This window comes from Rhodococcus sp. MS13 (assembly GCF_013277835.1).
In the GTDB taxonomy this organism is placed as follows: domain Bacteria; phylum Actinomycetota; class Actinomycetes; order Mycobacteriales; family Mycobacteriaceae; genus Rhodococcus_F; species Rhodococcus_F erythropolis.
The window spans coordinates 347,923-369,211 of sequence record NZ_VBTL01000013.1 but is presented as its reverse complement, the minus strand read 5'-3'; the positions used below and the strand labels follow the sequence as shown (position 1 = coordinate 369,211).

The 21,289-nt window shown below is 64.6% G+C and carries 17 protein-coding genes; 9 read left to right on the top strand and 8 right to left on the bottom strand.

Annotated elements, in window-relative coordinates; genetic code table 11:
• Positions 1-37: 37 nt before the first annotated feature.
• From FEZ59_RS27440 to FEZ59_RS27430, 3 genes are all read left to right on the top strand, one after another.
• Complete coding sequence (locus FEZ59_RS27440; RefSeq protein ID WP_019747829.1) at positions 38-1,438, top strand: zinc-dependent metalloprotease; 1,401 nt, start codon at positions 38-40, stop codon at positions 1,436-1,438.
• Positions 1,439-1,539: 101 nt separating this feature from the next.
• Positions 1,540-2,451, top strand: coding sequence for a hypothetical protein (locus FEZ59_RS27435; protein WP_172933460.1), 912 nt, complete (start codon positions 1,540-1,542; stop codon positions 2,449-2,451).
• A 4-nt stretch (positions 2,452-2,455) separates the two neighbouring features.
• Complete coding sequence (locus tag FEZ59_RS27430) at positions 2,456-3,799, top strand: AarF/UbiB family protein (protein ID WP_020969242.1); 1,344 nt, start codon at positions 2,456-2,458, stop codon at positions 3,797-3,799.
• 47 nt (positions 3,800-3,846) lie between these two features.
• Here the strand turns inward: FEZ59_RS27430 and FEZ59_RS27425 are convergent, their stop codons facing one another.
• Together FEZ59_RS27425 and FEZ59_RS27420 are read right to left on the bottom strand one after the other, a co-directional pair.
• Positions 3,847-4,170: a WhiB family transcriptional regulator gene (locus FEZ59_RS27425; protein WP_003942321.1), complete on the bottom strand. Its 324-nt coding sequence runs from the start codon at positions 4,168-4,170 to the stop codon at positions 3,847-3,849.
• 512 nt (positions 4,171-4,682) lie between these two features.
• A complete protein-coding gene (locus FEZ59_RS27420; protein ID WP_029537946.1) occupies positions 4,683-6,821 on the bottom strand; it encodes an ATP-dependent DNA helicase UvrD2 in 2,139 nt (712 codons plus the stop codon).
• A 103-nt stretch (positions 6,822-6,924) separates the two neighbouring features.
• Between FEZ59_RS27420 and FEZ59_RS27415 the strand changes: the two genes are divergently transcribed.
• Entirely contained in the window at positions 6,925-7,182 is a 258-nt protein-coding gene (locus FEZ59_RS27415) for a mycoredoxin (RefSeq protein ID WP_003942350.1), read from the top strand.
• 30 nt (positions 7,183-7,212) lie between these two features.
• Here the strand turns inward: FEZ59_RS27415 and nudC are convergent, their stop codons facing one another.
• Together nudC and FEZ59_RS27405 are read right to left on the bottom strand one after the other, a co-directional pair.
• Complete coding sequence (gene nudC / locus FEZ59_RS27410) at positions 7,213-8,112, bottom strand: NAD(+) diphosphatase (protein WP_007731249.1); 900 nt, start codon at positions 8,110-8,112, stop codon at positions 7,213-7,215.
• Between the two features lie 38 nt (positions 8,113-8,150).
• Positions 8,151-9,218 carry a potassium channel family protein gene (locus tag FEZ59_RS27405; RefSeq protein ID WP_003942296.1) on the bottom strand — a complete coding sequence of 356 codons (1,068 nt, stop codon included), beginning with the start codon at positions 9,216-9,218 and terminating at the stop codon, positions 8,151-8,153.
• Between the two features lie 156 nt (positions 9,219-9,374).
• Here FEZ59_RS27405 and FEZ59_RS27400 point away from each other — a divergent pair, with 156 nt between their 5' ends.
• Positions 9,375-9,776, top strand: a complete 402-nt coding sequence (locus FEZ59_RS27400; protein ID WP_019747824.1) for a membrane protein — start codon at positions 9,375-9,377, stop codon at positions 9,774-9,776.
• Here FEZ59_RS27400 and FEZ59_RS27395 read toward each other — a convergent pair.
• Both FEZ59_RS27395 and FEZ59_RS27390 read right to left on the bottom strand, forming a co-directional pair.
• Positions 9,773-13,165, bottom strand: coding sequence for a UvrD-helicase domain-containing protein (locus tag FEZ59_RS27395; protein WP_172933459.1), 3,393 nt, complete (start codon positions 13,163-13,165; stop codon positions 9,773-9,775). The two genes, FEZ59_RS27400 and FEZ59_RS27395, sit on opposite strands and share 4 nt — an antisense overlap.
• Positions 13,166-16,528 (bottom strand): ATP-dependent DNA helicase, encoded by a 3,363-nt coding sequence (locus tag FEZ59_RS27390; protein ID WP_020969239.1) that lies wholly within the window; start codon positions 16,526-16,528, stop codon positions 13,166-13,168.
• 55 nt (positions 16,529-16,583) lie between these two features.
• Here FEZ59_RS27390 and FEZ59_RS27385 point away from each other — a divergent pair, with 55 nt between their 5' ends.
• Genes FEZ59_RS27385 through FEZ59_RS27375 form a run of 3 tightly spaced genes read left to right on the top strand, consistent with a single transcriptional unit; the run spans position 16,584 to position 19,477 of the window.
• Positions 16,584-17,369: an alpha/beta hydrolase gene (locus tag FEZ59_RS27385; RefSeq protein ID WP_085989608.1), complete on the top strand. Its 786-nt coding sequence runs from the start codon at positions 16,584-16,586 to the stop codon at positions 17,367-17,369.
• A 10-nt stretch (positions 17,370-17,379) separates the two neighbouring features.
• The gene (locus tag FEZ59_RS27380; RefSeq protein WP_019747820.1) at positions 17,380-17,676 is read left to right on the top strand and encodes an MGMT family protein; all 297 of its coding nucleotides are present in this window, start codon (positions 17,380-17,382) and stop codon (positions 17,674-17,676) included.
• A gap of 49 nt (positions 17,677-17,725) precedes the next feature.
• On the top strand, positions 17,726-19,477 hold the full coding sequence (locus FEZ59_RS27375; RefSeq protein WP_134998778.1) for an NTP transferase domain-containing protein: 1,752 nt from the start codon (positions 17,726-17,728) through the stop codon (positions 19,475-19,477).
• Between the two features lie 5 nt (positions 19,478-19,482).
• Here FEZ59_RS27375 and FEZ59_RS27370 read toward each other — a convergent pair whose 3' ends face one another.
• On the bottom strand, positions 19,483-19,836 hold the full coding sequence (locus FEZ59_RS27370) for a hypothetical protein (RefSeq protein WP_020907125.1): 354 nt from the start codon (positions 19,834-19,836) through the stop codon (positions 19,483-19,485).
• Positions 19,833-20,411, bottom strand: a complete 579-nt coding sequence (locus FEZ59_RS27365) for a hypothetical protein (RefSeq protein ID WP_134998777.1) — start codon at positions 20,409-20,411, stop codon at positions 19,833-19,835. Before FEZ59_RS27365 ends, FEZ59_RS27370 begins: the two co-directional genes overlap by 4 nt.
• 89 nt (positions 20,412-20,500) lie before the next feature.
• Between FEZ59_RS27365 and FEZ59_RS27360 the strand changes: the two genes are divergently transcribed.
• Complete coding sequence (locus tag FEZ59_RS27360; RefSeq protein ID WP_003942311.1) at positions 20,501-21,268, top strand: hypothetical protein; 768 nt, start codon at positions 20,501-20,503, stop codon at positions 21,266-21,268.
• Positions 21,269-21,289 lie beyond the last annotated feature (21 nt).

The following is a 21,289-nucleotide window of genomic DNA, read 5'->3' as shown; positions in this document are numbered from 1 at the left end:
GGCGACTCCGACCGCTCGAGCCTTGTACCGTTGAGGTATGAGCAATATGCCGTTCGGCTTCTCCAACTCCGACGACGATCCCGATCGCGACAAGAACGCGGCGGGTGGCAATCCGTTCGGGGGTGGTGACACGCCGTTCGGGTTCGGCGCGGGCGGTGAGGGATTCGATCCGGCTCAGCTCGGCCAGATGCTCACCCAGTTCGGTCAGATGCTGAGCGGGATGGGCTCGTCGATGGGCCAGGGCGGTACTTCCGGTCCGGTGAACTACGACATCGCCAAGAAGCTGGCACGCCAACAGATCGGATCGGTTACACCGATCACCGAGGGCAATGTCAAGGCGATCGCCGACGCCGCACATCTGGCCGAGATGTGGCTGGACGCCGCAACGACGCTTCCTGCCGGAGCGAGCCGCACTCTCGCCTGGACTCCGAACGACTGGCTCGACAACACGATCGACACGTGGAAGCGGCTCTGTGATCCGGTGGCCGAGAAGGTGGCGGGCATGTGGGTCCAGGGACTTCCCGCCGAAGCACAGCAGATGGCGGGCCCGATGCTGGGCATGCTCGGCCAGATGGGTGGACTCGCGTTCGGCTCGCAATTGGGCCAGGCACTCGGCCAACTGTCCACCGAGGTGCTCTCCTCCACCGACATCGGCTTGCCCCTCGGACCAGAGGGCACCGCGGCCCTTCTCCCCGCTGCGGTTCAGGCGTTCAGTGAGGGTCTCGAACAGCCGCATCAGGAAGTTCTGGTGTTCCTCGCCGCGCGGGAAGCAGCTCATCAGCGCCTTTACAGTCACGTTCCGTGGCTGCGACAGCGCGTTCTCGCCACAGTCGAGGAATACGCCCGCGGGATCACGATGGACTTCTCGGCGATGGAAGAATTTGCCAAGGACCTCGACCCGTCCGCTCTCACCGATCCCAGCAAGCTCGAAGCATTGATGCAGCAGGGCACGTTCGAGCCGCAGAACACCCCGGAGCAGAAAGCCGCTCTCGAACGGCTCGAGACTCTGCTCGCGCTGGTCGAGGGTTGGGTGGAGACGGTCGTCACCGCCGCACTCGGCGAGCGACTGCCTGGTGTTGCCGCGATGAGCGAGACGTTGCGGCGTCGCCGTGCCACCGGCGGCCCCGCCGAACAGACCTTTGCGACGCTGGTCGGACTGGAACTTCGTCCTCGCAAGGTCCGTGAAGCGGCCGGGTTGTGGCAGAAGCTCACCGCGGAAGCCGGTATGGACGTTCGTGACGGCGTCTGGTCACATCCCGACCTCATGCCCGATTCGAGCGATCTCGACGCACCGGACGGATTTGTCGCCCGGGTCCTCGGCGGCGGCGAAGCCGGCAATTTCGACGACCCGATCGCCCAGCTCGAAGCCGTCGAGGCAAAAGAGCGTGCGGCCGAGGCAGCGATGGACAAGACCCGCGAGGACGACGAAGAGAAATAATTCCTTCTCGACACATTTTCGCAGTTCAGCCATGCTGACGTCCTGTGGATAACTGTCACTGACGCGGACTCGCCGACGGCCCGCCGTGCCAGCATCGAACGATGACCGGTGACACGCAAGACGACACCACACAGAACAGCACGTCACAGCGATCCGCGGGACCCCGATGGGACCCGCGGATCGCTGTTCTGTCGCGCCCGGACGGTCGGCTGCAGCTGGGATGGACACCCGGACGTGCCGTCCTGCTGACGCTGCCTTTCGGGGTCGATGCGCGCGCGGTGAAGTCGATCCTCCGCAAAATGGACGGCTCCAGATCCCGCGCGACCATCCTGTGGGAAGCATCGACGCGCGGGATTTCGACGTCGGTGACGGAGAAGTTGCTCGAGCAACTCACCGATTCCGGATTCGTCCACACTGCCGCCAGGAGGACCGTGTCCGTCCGGATCCACGGTGTCGGTCCACTCTCGGACGCCGTCGAGCGCGCCCTGGTCACCGGCGGGGTAAGCACGCGTCGCTCGCGCGGGTATCGCAACACCGACGTCGTGCGCACGTGGAACGAACAACTGGTGGTCCTGGCCGACGACGTTGTCACTGATCCTCGCCTGGTCAGCGATCTCGTTCGCTGCGGACTCCCCCACCTTTCCGTCCGCATCCGCGACGGCAACGGTGTGATCGGTCCTCTTGTCGTGCCGGGCCAGTCGAGTTGCCTGCGATGCGCCGACATCATCCGATCCGAACTCGACCCTCATTGGCTTCATCTGTCCGCGCAGCTACTCGGCAGCGCCGGCCACGCGGAATCGGCGATGATCCATGCAAGTGTCGCGCTGGCCCTGGCCGAGATCGACTCCGCATTATCCGAGACAGCGGCGACGTATGCGGCGAGTCTGTCGTCGACGCTCGAGATCGCGCTCCGTCCGTATCGGATCACAACCAGGCGCTGGCCTCGGCAAATATCTTGCAGTTGCCAATACCTGGCACCTGTTTCGGGCAAAGGACGCCCCAGTCAGACATGATGGTGTGGTGTCCGAGATCCCACGCAAGAGTTCTGCCCGTACTGCCAAACTCGCGAGCATCCCCCTGGGGATGGCCGGTCGCGCCGCCATGGGCTTCGGACGCAAGCTCGCCGGCGGCGACAAAGGCGAGATCGACGCGCAGTTGAGCGCGAAGGCCGCCGAGCAACTGTTCGCGGTGCTGGGCGAACTCAAGGGCGGCGCGATGAAGCTGGGCCAAGCGCTCAGCGTCATGGAGGCGGCGATTCCGGAGGAATTCGCGGAGCCGTACCGCGAGTCGCTGAACAAGCTCCAAGCCGCCGCCCCACCGCTGCCGACCAAGCAAGTACACAAGATGCTCGATCAGCAACTCGGAACCAAATGGCGCGACCGATTCCAGTCGTTCGACGACGAACCGACCGCGTCGGCAAGCATCGGGCAGGTTCACCGTGCGGTCTGGGCGGACGGCCGCGACGTAGCCGTGAAAGTTCAGTACCCCGGCGCCGACGAAGCTCTACGCGCCGACCTCAAGACCTTGGGCAGATTTGCCGGTCTCTTCGGTTCGGTCATGCCCGGTGTCGATGTGCGCCCCGTGATCGAGGAGTTCACCGCGCGCACCGAAGAAGAACTCGACTATCGGATCGAGGCGAACAATCAGCGAGCTTTTGCAAAAGAATTCGACGGAGATCCCCAATTCGTGATCCCGCACGTCGTGGCGAGCGCGCCGAAAGTGGTCGTGACCGAATGGATGACGGCAACCCCGTTGACCAGAATCATCGAAAGTGGAACGCCGGAGCAGCGCAATGCTGCCGGTGCACTACTCGCCGAATTCCACTTCGCGTCTCCGGCCCGTGTCGGCTTGCTCCACTGCGACCCGCACCCCGGCAATTTCATGCTTCTCGCGGACGGCCGACTCGGCGTCATCGACTTCGGTGCGGCTGCGCCGTTCCCGAACGGACTGCCACGGGTTCTCGGCACGATGGTGCGCTTGGCTGTCGAGGAACAATTCGACGAATTGACGGAGTTGTTGCGCGCCAACGGTTTCGTGATTCCCGGACGCACGGTGACCGACAAGGAGATCGCGGATTACCTGCGACCCTTCACCGACCCGATCCAGACCGAGTCATTTCATTTCACTCGGTCGTGGCTGCAAAAGGCCGCCGGAACCGCCACTGACTTCAACAGTGCGCAGTTCCGAACGGCCCGTGCACTCAACCTTCCGGCCGAGTATTTGATGATCTTCCGAGTTCTTCTCGGTTCGGTCGGCATATGCGCCCAGTTGGACGCATATGCCCCGTACATGGAAATCCTGACTCGTTGGTTGCCAGGGTTCGCGGAGCCGGTTCTGGATGACACCGGCTCCGCCGAATAAGGCGCCGGCGCCGCCGACTAAGACACCGACTCCGCCGAATAGGGCTCTCACGCGCACACGAGTTGCTTGCGTGGGCGCCCCCTCGGTCTCTTGCGCGCTATGACGGCCCCCTGATCGAGGATCTCGCCTCCCCACACCCCCCACGGCTCGGCGCGGTCGAGAGCCGCACTGAGACAACGGGAACGGATGGGGCACTGCGCGCACAGTGCCTTCGCCTGCTCGAGTTCGGCCGGAGCTTCGGCGAACCAGAGATCGGGGTTGGATGCCCGGCACGGCAGGTCGCGGCGGGTGGACGCGACCTCGATGAACGTGACTGCAGCCGAAGTGACGTCGGTGGAAGTTACTGCAGTGGTGGAGTTTTCGGATTCCACGCGGATTGTCTGGGCAGACAACTCGGTCTCCTAGTGCTCGGATGCGAAACTGTGTCGCACGATATGGGTTCGATGGGTGCGAACCTGAGCCGAGTCGGAAACCGGATAAAGAGGGGTATCCAACACAAAGGCCACGGTCCGCAGGGGCTGCGGGTCCGTGGCCGTAAGTGAACGGATGTGTCCTACCGAGAAATACCTCGATGGCTTAAGAACACGGACTCGACAGCTGCTTTCTTTGCTGCTGCTTGAGGGCGCAGGCGGAACGCATGCTGCGCCCATCCCGCTGCACGCGGCAGCATGGGGGCGGCAACAGCGAACTTTGCGCTTGCGCACGCTTCATACGAGATCAAGTTCGTCATTTATTTGCCACCTCCATTTCGTGTCGGTCCGGATAGTTTCTGCGCACAGGTTGCCCCGTAACACTGAAAACCAGAGTAGAGAATTCGTCGAATCTGCACAACCTATTTTTGACCTGCGGTTATGTAACTCACCGTTGTCGATTCGGACGCATTTCAGATATCGAGTGTTGCCGCACGCAGTTCGCCGCGAATGACAGCTAGTACGTCTTCCCCGAAGTTGTCGAGTTTCTTCGGCCCGATTCCAGGGATCGAAACCAGCCCACGATTGTCTTGTGGTCGTTGTTCGGCAATAGCCATCAGTGTGTTGTCACTGAAGACGACATAGGCCGGAACTTTGAGTTCTCGGGACTTGTCCAGACGCCAGGCCTTGAGGTGCTCGAGCAATTCCAGGTCGACATTGGACGGGCATTTTTCGCAGCGCCCGAGCATTGTCGCCGACGTCCCGATCAACGGTTTGCCGCAGACGCGGCAGCGCGGACGCTTCTTGTTCCCCGACGACGGCGCGGCAACGCGCGAAGCCGGTGAGTCCTCGGGGATGAGCCCGTTGAGGAACCTCGACCGGCGACGGGACTTGCGTCCACCCTCATTGCGAGCCAATGCCCAAGACAGCTGCAGATGCTCGCGGGCGCGGGTAACCCCCACGTACAGAAGCCGACGCTCCTCCTCCACCGCGACGTCGTCGGCGCCCGAATTGGCGTCGCCGAGAACGTGTTGGATCGGCAGGGTGCCGTCGTTGAGGCCGACCAGGAACACCGCATCCCATTCGAGCCCCTTGGCCGCGTGAAGCGAAGCCAGCGTCACGCCCTGCACGGTCGGTGGGTGCCGCGCCTCGGCTCGGGCTGTGAGCTCTTGTAGAAGCCCGGTGAGCGACAGTTCGGGTTCGTGGACGAGCTGTTCTTCGGTCAGCGCCACGAGAGCCGAGAGCGACGCCCAGCGCTCGCGGGCTTGCGTGCCCGAAGGTTCTTCATTGGTCAGACCGAGTGGCGCGAGTACAGCGCGAACCAGTGAAACCAGCGCTTCGCCGTTGTCTGCGCCTTCGGGGAGGTCGTCCCGTCCGGCGGCCTGACGCAGTGCCGCCACTGCCTGACGGACCTCGGTGCGGGTGAAGAAGCCCTCTCCACCACGCACCTGGAACGGAATGCCGAGCTTGGTGAGTGCCTGCTCGTGCGCCTCCGACTGAGCATTGATCCGATACAGAACAGCGATCTCGGCCGCTGGAGTGCCTGCCGCGATCAGCCGTTTGATCGCCCGCGCAACGCCGAGCGCTTCGGCAGGCTCGTCGTCGAACTCCATGAACTCCGGCTCAGGCCCCGGAGCGCGTTGCCCGATCAACTGAAGACGCGTCCCGGCGATCCGTCCGCGCGCTGCACCGATCACGCGGTTCGCCAACGACACGACCTCAGGGGTGGAGCGGTAGTCCCGTTCGAGCCGGACGACGGTCGCTTCGGGGAATTTCCGCGAGAAGTCCAACAGATAGTTCGGGGTGGCGCCGGTGAAGGAGTAGATGGTCTGATTCGCATCGCCCACCACGGTCAGGTCGTCGCGGTCGCCGAGCCAGGCGTCGAGCACACGCTGTTGCAGCGGGGTGACGTCCTGATACTCGTCGACCACGAAGCAGCGGTACCGCTCGCGGAACTCGTCGGCAACCGTCGAATGCTCTTCGAGCGCAGCCGCGGTGTGAAGTAGGAGATCGTCGAAATCGAGGAGCATGCCGTCCTGGCCACGTGCCTTCAGCTCTTCGTATGCCGCGTAGACCTGCGCAACCTTGGTGGCATCGACCGGCGCCTCGCGACGAATCTTGGCTATCGCGCGTGGGTAGTCCTCGGGCGCGATCAGTGAGGCCTTGGACCACTCGATTTCGCTGGCGAGGTCGCGCACGCTTTCCGTACTGGTGGACAACCCGACACGAGCGGCGGCACTGCTGACAACCGCGAACTTTCGATCGAGCAGACGCCACGGCGTGTCACCGATCACCTGCGGCCAGAAGTACTTGAGTTGACGAAGAGCGGCGGCGTGGAAGGTGCGAGCCTGTACCTGCGGCCCACTCCCACCAACCCCCAGCTCACGAAGCCGTCCACGCATTTCGCCGGCCGCTCGCGCTGTGAATGTCACGGCAAGCACCTGGCCGGCGGAGACATGACCGTCGGCAACCAGATGCGCGATCCGGCGGGTAATGGTGCGGGTTTTGCCTGTTCCAGCGCCCGCGAGGACACATACCGGGCCGCGTGGCGCGAGCACGGCGGCCGATTGTTCTGGATCCAGTCCGGTGTCCGCAGGCATGGGGACCATCATGGCAGGACGTTCCGACTCGCCATTCGCCGCGCCCGACGGTATGTGGGCAAGAGAACACGGGCCGATACGGAACAACGCTCTCGGTCGTGGTGTTATATCGGCCGTGACTTCTACCGAAAATGCGCCTGCCCTGACCATCTACTCGACCACGTGGTGTGGCTACTGCCGCCGCCTCAAGACGCAGCTCAACGCGTCGGGGATCGAGTACACCGAGATCGACATCGAGAACGATCCGGCAGCAGCCGATTTCGTCGGCAGCGTCAACGGTGGAAATCACGTCGTTCCGACCGTGAAGTACGGCGACGGCAGCGTCGCGACCAACCCGTCGCTCAACCAGGTCAAGCAGGCCCTGGGTCTGTAGAGCCTTTCAGGCTGTTGTCTGACCCAGCTCCTATTTGACCCAGCTCTCGAGCATTCCGCGAGCGATGGAGATCGAGCCGGGCAGCAGCAGTGGCGCGTCCGCTTCCGAACCCCAGTCGCCGAGTTCGAGAGCGGCACGCACCTCGTCCTTCGTGAACCAGGTGCCCTCGGCGATCTCGCCGTCCGCGAACAGAAGCGGAGCGGCGGGGTCGCCGATTGCGGCGAAGCCCAACATCACCGAGCGCGGGAACGGCCAAGGCTGGCTCCCGAGGTATCGAACGCTGTGCACGTCGATGCCGACTTCTTCCTTGATCTCGCGGACAACGCACGTTTCAAGTGACTCCCCGGCCTCGACGAATCCCGCGAGAATCGAGAAACGTCGCTGCGGCCAGGTCGGCTGACGAGCGAGTAGAACTCGATCGCCGCCGTCGTGCACCAGGCAGATGACCGCCGGATCCGTTCGGGGAAACTCCTCGTGGCCGGTGGACGTGGAAATGCGTGACCAGCCGGACATGGTGGGTTCACTCGGTGCGCCGTCGATAGCGCTGAATCCGGCACTGTCGTGCCAGTTGAGAATCGCGACGGCACCGGTCAACAAACCGGCGTCCGCGTCGTCGAGTGTTCCGCCGAGCATGCGCAATTCGGACAACGTGCCCGCCAGCAGCGACACCCGCACCGCCCAGACGTGGCGATTCTCCCGAATTCCCAGGAACACTGCACCGCGCACCGGTTCCGGACCCAGTTCGGTTGCCTCGGCGAAGACCAACTGACCTTCCGGTGAGACCTTGACCTGACCCCGTGAATTCACACGGAGGAGCAGCGCGTCCGCCCAACCCGTGGTCAGTGCGGCGGCATCCGACCGCAATTCCTCGGCGCGGCCGACGCTCGAGCGTGAGAGCAGCGGTGTTTCGGTCAGCTGGAAGTCGTTCACGCTCACGACATTACTGCGCGCACGAAGCTCGGCAGCACTCAGTTCGTGACGCGGCGAATGTAGAGCAGGCGATCGTTCTCCTCGACGGCGTCCACCTCGGGCGAACCGACGCGAACCAGACGGCCGTCGCGAACTACCCCGAGCACGATGTCGGAGAGATGACGCGGAGAGCCGCCGACCTCGTCACGTTCGACTGCGCGCTCGGCGATCGCGAATCCGGCTTCCGGGGTGAGAAGGTCTTCGATCATCTCCACGACAGTCGGCGTTGTGGTGGCGATGCCGAGGAGTCGACCTGCCGTCTCCGAGGACACGACCACCGAGTCTGCGCCGGACTGACGCAGAAGATGCGCGTTGTCGGCTTCACGGATGGCTGCGGCGATCTTGGCTTTCGGCGCGATTTCGCGGGCTGTGAGCGTCACGAGCACTGCGGTGTCGTCACGATTCGTGGCCACGATGATCGACGACGCATTCTGCGCACCTGCCAACCGAAGTACGTCCGATTTCGTCGCCGAACCGAACACCGTCACCAGGCCCTTGCTCGCCGCGGAGTCGAGGACTGTCTGATCGGTATCGACGACCACGATCTCCGACGCCGGTACACCGTCACCGAGCATTGCTTCGATCGCCGTCCGCCCCTTGGTCCCGTATCCGACGACGACGGTGTGATTACGCACGTGCTGCCTCCAACGCTGAATTTTGAACGCCTGACGCGAACTCTCGGTCAGAGCTGAAAGTGTGGTTCCGACCAACACGATCAAGAAGAAGATTCGAAGTGGCGTGATCAACAGGACGTTGACCAGGCGCGCCGACGGAGTGAACGGAGTGATATCGCCGTAGCCGGTGGTCGAGAGCGAAACCGTCGCATAGTAGATGCAGTCGAGCAGCGACAGCTCGTTGTCCTGTGCGTCTCGGTATCCGGCGCGATCGATGTAGACGATCAACACGGCGGCACCGAGGGCACCCAACGCGATGAGAACTCGCTTGTAGATGGCCCGCGCCGGACTTGTCTGTAGCTGGGGAATGCGCAGCACCCCGACAAGGGCGAAGTCAGGCTGATCGGTCAATGCTTCCGACCTGGTCAAACGCGCCCGGAGCTTACCGGCCATACATCGACTCTCTCACTCGAACTTACGAAATACCTACACGGACATCGGCAGGCAGCGTAACCCTCGAAGATCGACTTCGGAACTCGGGCGCCGAATAGCGCGCGGGTCGTGGCGCCGGTAGTGGCAAGAAGGTCCACCGTGAGGCAGGCTGGGCAAATGCCTTTCACCGGTTCGACGTCCACTCCCAGCCAAGCGGCCGCTCTTCGTTTGTCGGCCCTCCTTCTCGGCGCCGGCACCATGCATTTTGCAGCGCCCTCGTTCTTCGACAGCACCGTTCCCCGCCAGCTTCCCGGACAGGCCCGCACCTACACCCAGGTGTCCGGCGTCGCGGAACTGGCGATCGGCGCTGCCTTGGCCGTGCCGAAGACCCGCAAGCTCGGCGCGGGCCTTGCCGCCGCGCTCTTTGTTGCCGTGTTCCCCGCCAACATCCAGATGGCGATCGACTGGTGCCGAAGCCCGAAGACGTCCACACCGCAGAAGATCGGTTCGATCGCACGTCTCCCACTGCAGGTTCCGCTGGTGACCGAAGCACTCAAGGCTCGTCGAAACGCAAGCTAATCTTGCGCGCCTGCCGTTCGGATGAGGCGAGCGAGAGCCTCACCGTCCGGCAGGTTCTCGGGAGCGATGGTGCGACCCGATCGAACGTAGTGAAACGCCGCCCGCACCTTGTCGGCCGGAAACTGTTCGTTGCGCCCCGCCGAACGAGCTCTGGCTGACATCAATTCGGCCCAGGCCACCCGATACGCGGCCAACTGCATCACAACAGCGTCCTCGTTGGCGGCCGACGGTTCGGCACCGGTCTTCCAGTCGATCACCGTCCATCCGCCGTCGGGATCGGCGAACACAGCGTCGATCCGACCGCGCAAAACCGTTCCGGCAATGGATGTTTCGAAAGGAACTTCCACTTCGATCGGGCTGCGATTGGCCCACGGGGACCGCAAGAACGCATCCTGAAGTTTCACCAGGTCGGTCTCGGGACCCGCGCCGGTATCCGCGGCGCCGGGTAGCTCGTCGAGATCCAACAGCCGAGTCGCACCGAACCTTCGCTCGATCCAGGCGTGAAAAGCGGTTCCGCGACGAGCCAACGGGTTGGGCGGATACGGCAACGGACGACGTAGGCGAGCCGCCAGTTCGTCCGGATCTGCCTTGAGGTCGACGAGCTGAGTCACCGAAAGCTGCGCCGGGAGAATCACTTCGGCACGCGCGTTTGCGCGGGCCTCGCGCTCGGCCAGGAGCACGTCGACGTCCGAGGCCCAGTTCTCCGGATCGTCCTCCGGTTCTTCCGCCTCTTCGCTGTCTTGCGGCAGCGAAGCGAGTGCGGACAGGACGCTCGCGGCTCCGGCCTCGACGGCGCCGCGCCGCGCACCCAGCGGATCCGGCGGCCACTGCGCCGTACGGGGCGTGGCGGCCAACGGGTTCTCGGTATCGGGTTCCGGGGCCGGCGCCCATTCCTCCACGACGCCGATCGCACCGCGTGAGTCTTCCTCATCGGCATCGTTGTCGGCCGTGACCATCTGATGCAGCTCGTCCAGGAACTCCGAAGGCCCCTTCGGTTCCGAACCGGATTCCGCCCAGTGATGCGCCGAGATGAACAGCGCCCGTTCGGTTCTGGTCAGCGCGACGTAGAACAACCGCCGGTCCTCGTCCAGTCGACGGTTGGACAAGGCCTTCTTGTGCGCCGTTATCGCGTTCTCGAGGTCCTTGCGGTTGTAGAGCTCCTCGAGGTCGAGCACCGGAACTCCGTCGGCCGAATCCGCGTCGACCGCCCGGTCACCACGCAACGACGGTGGCAGTTCGGCGAGCGCCCCGAGCCATGATCCGGACGCGGTGGACGAGGGGAACACCCCGTCGCTGACATGCGGGATCGCCACTACTTCCCATTCGAGCCCCTTCGCCGAGTGCACGGTCAGGATCTGAACCCGATCCGGCGCCACCTCCACTTCGCCTGGTGTTAGGCCCTTTTCGATCTGTTCGGCTGCCGCGAAGAAAGCCAGCATCCCGGTCAGATTGGCAGTTGGACGCGTCGCGTAGTTGGCGACGACGTCGGCGAATGCGTCGAGATGCTCGCGGCCCGCGGTCCCGACGACACCGACTCGGGTCCGCGCGCCCGCCTCGATTCCGATCCCGAGCACCCGCTCGACCTCCGCCACCAATTCGGTGAGCGGCTGGCCGATACGTTCGCGCAACGACGCCAACTCTGCCGCTATCGCGTTGATGCGTGTGTACCCGAGAGCCGAATAGCGTTCTGCCGGGCCTGGATCGGAGATCGAGTCGACCAATCCTGCTTGCTCGGCGTTCTCCCCGGGCAGAGCATCGTGGACCGCCGAGGTGAGCGCCTCGGCGTCGGTGACCGCACCCGCCGTTCCGTATCCCGCGGAGATGGCAAGTTCGCGGGAGCGTTGAGAGAGTGCGGCCAGGTCCTTCGCGCCGATCTGCCATCGCGCGCCGGTGAGCAGCCGAACGGCAGCGCTTCCTGCAAGCGGATCGGCGACCACCCGGAGCATGGCGATCACGTCAGCCACCTCGGGTGTGTGCAGGAGCCCACCGAGCCCGACAACTTCGACCGGCAGACCTTTGGACCGCAAGGCCTCGGCCAGCGGAGCGGCATCGGCGTTCCGGCGGATCAACACCGCTGCCGTGGGCGTCGGGCGGTCTTCGGCACGTGCCGCCTCGTATTCTCCGGCGATCTTCTCCGCCACCCACTGACGTTCCTGTTCGACGTCTCCCAGAAGCGCCAGTCGAACGTCTCCGGCGACGGCTCCCGGCCGTGCACGCAGGGTACTGACGGCCACGCCGCGTCGACGCAACGGTGCCGACGACAGGTTTGCCAGCTCGAGAGCCTCCGGCGGGTTACGCCAACTGGTGAGCAGTTCGAGCGTCGGAGCCGGTTTTCCGTTGGCAAGCGGGAAGTCGGTTGCAAACCGGGGCAGGTTGGCCGCCGACGCGCCGCGCCAACCGTAGATCGACTGCATCGGATCGCCGACGGCCGTCAGTGCCAAACGGCCGTCGGCTCCCCCACCGAACAACGAGGACAACAACACTCGCTGAGCGTGACCGGTGTCCTGGTACTCGTCGAGAAGAACCACCCGAAAGCGCTCACGCTCGGTCTGCCCGACCTCGGGATGCTCGGCGGCGACCCGGGCAGACAGCGACATCTGGCTGCCGAAATCCAATGCGCCTTCACGCCGCAGCGTCTCACCCAGCCGGGCGACGAGAGGCAACAGTTCGATGCGTTTATGTTGCACATCAAGGTAATTCAACAGCTCCTTGCTCGGTCCACCCCGCTGTTTCGGGCCGGCGGGCAGAGTGTGAATCAGCTTGTCCAGCTCGGTGTGTGCCTCGAGCAACTGCTCGGGATCGACCAGGTGCTCCGCCAACTGACCGGCAAGGGCCAGAACGGTTTCGGTAATGGAACCCGGATTCTTGTCGGTGTCCAGATCGCTGTCCCAGCCGCTCACGACGCGGTGCGCAACCTGCCACAGTTCGGTCTCGGACAACAGCGTCGCCGAGGGTTCGATGGGCAACAGCAGTCCGTGTTCGGAGAGCAACCGTCCCGCGTAAGCATGGTAGGTACTGACTTCGGGTTCGCCGGCCAGAATCCGGGAACGCACTCCGCCGGTCGGGTCGAGTGCCCGCAGAACGTCCGAACCCGCCAGCCGCGCCAACCGCTTGCGGATTCGCGACGTGAGTTGTTGCGCCGCTTTGCGCGTGAAGGTCAGGCCGAGAACCGCCTCGGGATCGACGAAGCCGTTGGCAACCAGCCACACGACGCGAGCAGCCATCGTCTCGGTCTTTCCGGCACCGGCGCCGGCGACCACCAATGTCGGACCGAGCGGTGCGGCGATCACTGCTGCCTGCTCGGGCGTCGGAGGGTGCTGACCGAGCGCGACCGCCAGGTCGACAGGGTCGATCTTCGGTCGGCGTGCCTTCTGCGTCGCGGCAGCCACTTAGTTACTCACCTGTCGTCCCTCGTCGTGTGCCGGGCAACTCGAACGCACCGGGCAATGTCTACATCCATCGTTGACCCTGGCCAGGTACTGCGGTCCTTGGGTCGCTGCCGCAGCGTTGTGAATGACGTCTCGCCACATCTCGACGGCTTCGGCTGTCAGCGGCGGCTGAACTCGCTGCGCCGCACCGTCCTTCTTGTTGGACTTGGCCACGAATACCAGGCGTGCACCGCCGGGTTGTGTGGCCGGTTCGCCGGCAATCGCACCTTCGGCCGCTGCGACCTGGTACGCCGCCAACTGCGCATGAGATTGCGCGGCCTCGTTGCTGACGGGGTTTCGCGCAGTCTTGACGTCGACAACCACTGGACGACCTTCGGTGTCGCGCTCGAGCCGGTCGATCCGGCCACGTAGCTTGACCGCAGGCGCTCCTTCTTCGCGCGGTTCGAGGACCCCCTCGACCGCGACCTCGACGCCGACTTCGGTCAGCTCACCGCGAGTTGCGTTCATCCAGGCCGTGAACGTCGCCAGCATCTCCCGAGTTCGATTGAGTTCACGGCGCGAGTACCACTGCGATCCCAGATCGATGGATTCCCAGGCATTTTCGAGTGCCTTCTCGACCTGATCCGGTGGAATCCGGCCGGCCAGTGCCTGCACCAAGGTATGGACCAGCGTACCGGCGATCGCATGAGTGTTGTCTCCGTCGCTGCCACCGTGGCGCTCGAACACCCATCGGAGAGGACATGTTTCGAGAAGCTCGATGGTGGACGGGGACAGTGAAACCGGTCCGTCCTCGGGTTGCCACATGGGAGCAGCGGTACTCGGCTCGGCTGTGCCGTACCACTGATCCGGATGCGCGCCTCGTACTCCGGCCGCAGCCAGACGGGCCAACTGGCGAGCAGCCCGAGAATGCTTCTCGGGGTCGAAATGCGCGATGTCGGGATCACACACCACGCTGCGAAGCTGTGCGACCAGTGCAGGCAGCGACAGAACCCGGGTATCCCCGGTCTCGGGTGCAACGACGTCGAGATCGGAGGACGGGTCGTCCGAGTACGCGTCACCACGGATCAATTCGTCCACGAACCGCGAAGGCACCAAGTCGGTGTCCCCCGAAGCCGATTCGACTGCGGTGATCAGCAGACGGCGACGAGCACGGCTACAGGCGACCAGGAACAACCTGCGTTCTTCGGCCAGAAGCGGCGCGGTTCGCGAGAGTCGTTCGGCAGCCGAGTCACTGCCGTCGGAGACTCCGTTGACCAGGTCGATAAGAGCTTCGGTACGCAGTAGTGAGCCGCGTGCCCGCAAACTCGGCCAGAGCCCCTCCTGCACACCCGCCACCGCCACAACCGCCCATTCGCGCCCCGCCGCGGCGTGAGCGCTGACCACGGTGACGGCGTCGGGAGCGATGACCGATCGGCTCCGCGAGTCGGTCGGTATCTCCTGGCTGGTCAAGTAGTCGACAAAACCGGAGAGTTGCGAACGCGGCAGCCGGTCGACGTAGTTGGCAGCCGCGTCGAAGAGTGCGACTACGGCATCGAGGTCTCGATCGGCTTGTGAGCCGATCGGTCCGCCGCGCGCCGACGCGGCCGCCCACCGTCGTTCCAGCCCCGTCGCCTGCCAGGCCGCCCACAGAACTTCTTCGACCCCGAGACCACGCTCGAGAGGCACTCGGGCCTTGCGAAGGACCGACAGCACGCGATTGAGGGCCGCAGCTTCGACGTCTGTCAGCTTGCCCATCAGGCGCTTGGACTGCGCACGATCCTCGTCGATCAGAATGAGCCGCAACAACTCCGAGGAGTCCCGATCACTTCCCGATGCCAACTCGACTCGGCGCAGGCCACGACGCAACCGGCGCAGGGTGACCGGTTCGGCGCCGCCGATGGGACCGGCCATCAGGGCAAGCGCGTCGTCGCCGGTGAACTGATCGCCGCCGAGCGCCCGAAGGACCAGCAGCAGGCCGGACACTCCGTGTTGCCGCGCGAGCGGCAATTCGGTGGCAGCGGTCGTGACGGGCACCCCCGCCGCGAGCAGGGCTCGCCGGAGAGGGGCGAGAGTGCGCGGGACCGACCGCACGATGACGGCCATGTCGGACCACGCAATCCCGTCCAGCAGATGCGCCCGGCGCAAGGTATCTGCGACGACTGCCGCCTCTTTGGCCGTCGTACCGAGAACCCGCACCGACGCCCGTCCCGGATTCTCATCGGTGAGATCGGATGGAACCGCGATGCGATGAGCAAGGTTGCCGGGCAGCCGCGCAGCGATCTTGGCCGCGATCGACGCGACGTCGGCGTTGTTGCGATACGTGACGGGCAGAACGATCTGGCGCTCGTCTCCGCGCTCGGCCAGTCCGAGCAGGAACGCCGAATCCGCACCGCGGAATCCGAAGACGGACTGATCGGGATCACCGGCGATGACCGTGCCCGCAGTTCCGGTTCCGATCAACCGAACCAGTTGCGCCGCCTGCGGATCCAGATGTTGTGCGTCGTCGACAAGGAGGTGCCGGATCCGAGCGCGCTCGGAGCGAAGCAATTCGGGATCGGTGGCGAACGCGGTCAAGGCCGCACCGATCAACTCGGCCGCGTCGAGCGCCGGCGCCGTCGCCTCCGGAGCCTCGACACCGACACTGCCGCGCAGCAGCACGCCTTGCTCGTAGGCCTCGGCGAACCGCCCGGCCGCCACCCACTCCGGACGGCCACGCTTCTTGCCGAGCTTGACCAGATCTTCGGGGCCGAGCCCGCGCTCGTTGGCTCGCAGCATCAGATCTCGAAGTTCGACGGCAAATCCGTTCAAACCCAATGCGGGTCGCAGGCGCTCCGGCCACCGGAGGGCGCCGTCTTCGATGTCGCCGCGCAACATCTCTCGGAGCACCGAGTCCTGCTCGGCGCCGGTGATCAGGCGTGGCGGCGCATTGCCGTGTGCTGCGGCTTGAAGCCGGAGAACGGCAAAGGCGTAAGAGTGAACGGTGCGTACCAGCGGCTCACGGGTTGCCTGCGGTCCGCGTTCCTGTTGGTACCCGAGCAACCCAGCGGTGATCTGCTCGCGGACCTGCGTCGCGGCTCGGCGTGACTGGGTGAGCACCAGGACCGATTCAGGATCTTCGCCACCCGAGATCTTCTGCACTGCCAGATCCACGAGAAGGGACGTCTTGCCGGTTCCGGGACTGCCGAGTACCTGCCAGGGATTCCAAGCCGCTGCCGAACCGAATGAAACAGGGCCGAACGCGAGCTGGAACGGATCCTCGGACGGCGGCGCGAAGAGCCGCGTCGTCCCTTCATCCCACGTTCGGGGTATCGGAGACGGCGCAGTTCGGTGCACCAACCGCGCCCGCGGAATGGTGACCTTGCTGCGTGTTGCCGTCTCACTCACCCAGGCATTCCACCAGAGCGCACCGACAACTCACACATCGCCTGCATCCGGCATGATTGACCTCGTGTCTGCACTCCATACGTATCTCTACGGACCCGTCGGGGCGCCGGAGATCCTTTCGCTGCACGGTCTGACCGGTCACGGCCGCCGTTGGCAGTCGATGGCCGAGAACCAACTGCCCCAAGCGCGCTGGATCTCGCCCGATCTGCGCGGTCACGGGCGCTCGACCTGGGCTCCCCCGTGGAACATCGAATCCCACGTCGAGAGCCTGCTCGAGACACTGGACGAACATGCAAACGGACCGGTGGTGATCGTCGCGCATTCGTTCGGCGGAATGCTGGCGCTTCACCTCGCGGCCACCGCGCCGGAACGCGTTCGTGGGCTCGTTCTGCTCGATCCAGCGATCGGCTTGGATCCGACTTTCATGCAGGAAGTGGCCGAACTCACAATCGGCTCACCGGATTACACCGATGCGGCCGAGGCGTACTCCGAGAAGATTCACGGCTCGTGGGGTGAGGTTCCCACCCAGGACCTCGACGTCGAGATGGCCGAGCACCTGATTCAACTGGGCAACGGGCGCGTCAACTGGCGCCTGTCCACGCCCGCAATCGTGACCGGGTGGGGCGAACTCGCTCGCCCGATCGTGCTGCCACCGCCTTCGATGCCGACCGTGCTGGTTCAAGCAATGAAAGTCCAGCCTCCGTACGTCACCGACGAGTTCCGGGCAGCGCTCACCGAGCACCTCGGCGAAAATCTGACCAGCGTCGAATTCGACTGTGACCACATGGTCCCGCACGTGCGGGCCGACGAAGTCGCCGCCCTCGTTCGCAGCGTGCTCTGAAGGAACCGACATGGCAGCCACCACCGAAGAGCAGATCGAAGAGGTACGGCGACTCATCGCGTCGATTCCGGCCGGTTTCGTGGCGACGTACGGCGATATCGCTGATGCTGCAGGACTTTCCAGTGCTCGCACGGTCGGTTGGATCATGCGGACGGACTCTGCCGACCTGCCGTGGCATCGGGTTCTCGGCGCCTCCGGCAAACCGTCGGCGCACCTGGCTCATCGTCAGATCGCCAAGCTCGAACTCGAAGGGGTACCGATCAAGGAGGGTCGGATCGACCTGAAGAAGGCACGGTTTCACTTCTGATCCCGTGTCACCGGTCGTCCTCACCCCGGCGATGGGGCAGCATGGAGGCATGACCACCACGCCGCCGACCGCCGCCGTCATTCTGGCGGGTGGTCGCGGGACCAGAATGGGTGGTGTCGACAAACCTGGCCTTCTCGTACACGGTCGCAGGCTCCTCGACATCGCGCTTTCAGCAACGTCGCATCTCGACGCCGTCGTCGTGGTCGGCCCGCATCGACCTGAACTTGATCCTGGAATCACCCAAACTCAGGAATCTCCGGCCGGAACCGGCCCTGTCGAGGCGATCTGGGCCGGGTTGTCTGCGACCCGGTTACCCGATAACGCCGTGGTGGTGGTGCTGGCGTCCGACCTGCCGCACATCGAGGCCGAATCAGTCGACGCCTTGATGGCTGCCACGTCGACGGACAATCCGGTGACGTGTGCCGTGGACGAGAACAACCGAACCCAATTCCTGTTCTCCGCATGGACATTTCGCGAACTCCGGCAACGCCTGTCCACATTGCGGGAGAGTTCGGGGCTGGAGAACCAACCTATGAAAGCGATTGTCACCAAGCCGTTCTCGACGCTGAGTGTCGCTGGTACGACCGACTGCGACACACCGGAAGACATCGATCGCGCGCGAAGCCATCCGCGGCTGACGGTCGATCAAGCCCGCGCCGCCGTCAGGAACTCGCTGACAGCATTGCCGCCGCACCGTGCCGATCTCGCCGACAGCCTCGGAGCAACGCTCGCGCAGCCTCTGGTCGCCCTGGGTGATCTTCCCAGGTCAGACGTTTCGGCGATGGACGGGTACGCGGTCTCCGGCGAGGGCCCCTGGCGAATCCGCACCGAGATCCGCATCGCGGGCGCCGACGGGCAACTCGAACTCGGCGAAGGTGAAGCGATTCGCATTGCCACGGGAGCACACCTGCCCCTCGGCGCCACCTCGGTAATTCGTGACGAGTATCTGTCCGTCGACGAGCCATCTCGGATGGTACGGAGACTGCCGGATGCGCCGCACCGCAACGACGCTCGACCACGAGGGGAAGATTGGACCACCGGATTCACGATCGCCCCGACAGGTACCGCGGTGACTCCGGCGGTGATCTCCGCAGCTGCCAGCGGTGAAGTGTTCGACGCCCTCGTCCGTGGTCCGGTACGGGCACGCCTGATAGTCACCGGCGACGAGATCCGGCGGACCGGTCCACTGCGTGAAGGTCAGACTCGCGACTCCGTCGGCGGGATTCTCCCCTACCTACTGGAAAGCAACGGCGTACGGTGCGTGGCGAATTCGCACCTGCGAGACACTGCGGACAGTTTCGAGCGGGTGCTCGCAGACGGAGTCGACCAGGAAGCCGATCTACTCGTCGTCATCGGTGCGACGGGAGGCGGCGCTGCCGACGAAATGCGCAGTGCGCTCGATCGACTCGGCGCTCGCACGATTGTCGGGCGAGTCGCCTCGCGCCCCGGCGGATCTCAGATAACGGCCGTCCTGCCCAGTGGTCTGGTGGTTCTCGGCCTCCCCGGCAATCCGTATGCCGCCGTGACCACCCTGTTGACGATGCTGCCCACCGTCGTGGCCGCCTTGACCGGAAGCGACACGCCGCCGCCACTACTCGGCATCATCGAGAACGCCGCTGCGGTGAGTTCCGATGCGGTACGCCTGTTGCCGGTGACACAATCCGAAGACGGTCGCTGGCGCGCCGATCCGTCTGTACGTACCGCGCACCTTGCGGGGTTGATCGAACGCTCGGCGTTTGCACTCATACCGGCACACTCCGACGACGGCGCCGTCGCCGAATTGGTCGTCCTCCCACGCTGACGGGGTCAGCGGTTTCGGCGCCCGCGCCGGCCGACGTCCGCCAGCACGATCACGCCGACCACGATCGCGAGCACCAGCGAATACACGCCCCACAGCACCAAGAACGGCAGCAGCCAGCCGGCATCAACGGTCTGACCGCGCGGTCCGACGCAGTACAGCGTGAAATTGGTGGACGTACCGTCGCCGTCGGTAAAGGAATCCGAGACGACCATCGCGCTCGATGTCGGTTCTTCACAGAAGATCGGCGCCAAGTGCGCGACCTGGCCGGGCCAGATCACCGAAGACAGCAGTGCGGCAAAGATTCCCACGACCACGATCACCGCTACCGAGATCAGTAACGGAGCGATTCGGCGGCTCACAGCGGCTGCACCAGAAAGGGAGTTCCGTCAGGCTCGAAGACCACAAGTACTCGCGAGCGTGGGGATTCCACCATCACGGAGGCGTGTATCGACTCGGTGCGACTGACCGAGATCCCGGAGACTTCGCCGTCGTCGACTCCGCTGCTCGCCAGCGCGTCGTCGACCAACTTCTCGACATTCGCCAATGCCGGCACTTGATCCAGCGTGAACGATCGCGCATCGAGATCGTCGGTGACACTGACTTGCACGGGGATGGGCTCGCTGAGAATGACGCCGTCGAAAGAGAATCTGTCGAGCTGTGACGGCTTCCCGGGGTCACGAACGGTGACGCCGAGCGTCTCGATCGGGCTGATGTCGATGCTGGTCACCGATATCGCGTCGACGCCGTATCTATGTGCGAGGCTGTCGAACCCGCCTCGCACCAACTCCGACGTCATCCCACCGCCACGTTCGCGCATCTGGTTGTCGAAATCCGTCCGATCGACGGCACCGATGCATCCGCTCAGACCCGTGGCCGTCAAGGCGATGGCTACCGTCCACAGCGCCGGCCGCACCTGCGAGGACGCCAATTTCATGAGCGGAGCGTACCGCGAGTGTCCGGTTCCATCTCGGTGACCTGCGCGTCGGACGAATTCCTGTCGGCGACTCGTGGGATCATCGCGCCATGAATCGTGTCGACGAAGGATTCGAACCGCCGGACGCATTGGTCGAGTGGTGCCGCTCCCGCACCTTTCCACTGCACGTCCTCGACGACGAAGCGACCGTCGACCTGGATTGGTGGAACGCGCACCTGAAGGACGCCGGCCACACCATCAGCCTGCGCGGGCGTGATCTCGACGGCAAAGTGATCACCGAAGGCCGAGCCATCGTTCAACGCAACGACCTTCGCCCGTCGAGCGACCTCGTTGTCGCCCAGCACGACGGCCTCGGGCTGCTCTTTCTCTGCGCGGCCTGGCAGGGCTCGCACGAAAGCAGACGGTTCACGCGGCGGTTCCCCAACGTCTTCAATCCGCATCACCGCGAAGACGAGGATCCGCTGACCCAGATCACAGCCATTCTCGATCACTGTTCGAAAAACAAGTCGATGCCGGTCGTGCGGCGCGACACCTGGTCCGGGTGGCCACTCACGCCCGGCGTGGGGGTATCACTCATGGCCGCTTTCATGTGGGCGGTGGGCGTACAGGACGAAGGCCGACGCGCTCAGATGATCGATCAGTACGGCGTCTCGACACTCATCCACGAGGGCTGGCTCGAGGATCCTTCCGTCACGGGCTTCACGACGCGTCGCTACCGCCGGTACTGCGAACTGCTCGACAGTTGGGCCTATGCCGCCGGCACCCAACCCGAGATCGTCGAGATGTGGTTGGTGAAACGGTGGAGTGCGCGGTTGGCCCAAGCACGCAACGACGTCAGCGCCCCCACCCTGTTCTAACTCTCAGAAAGGCTGCATCTC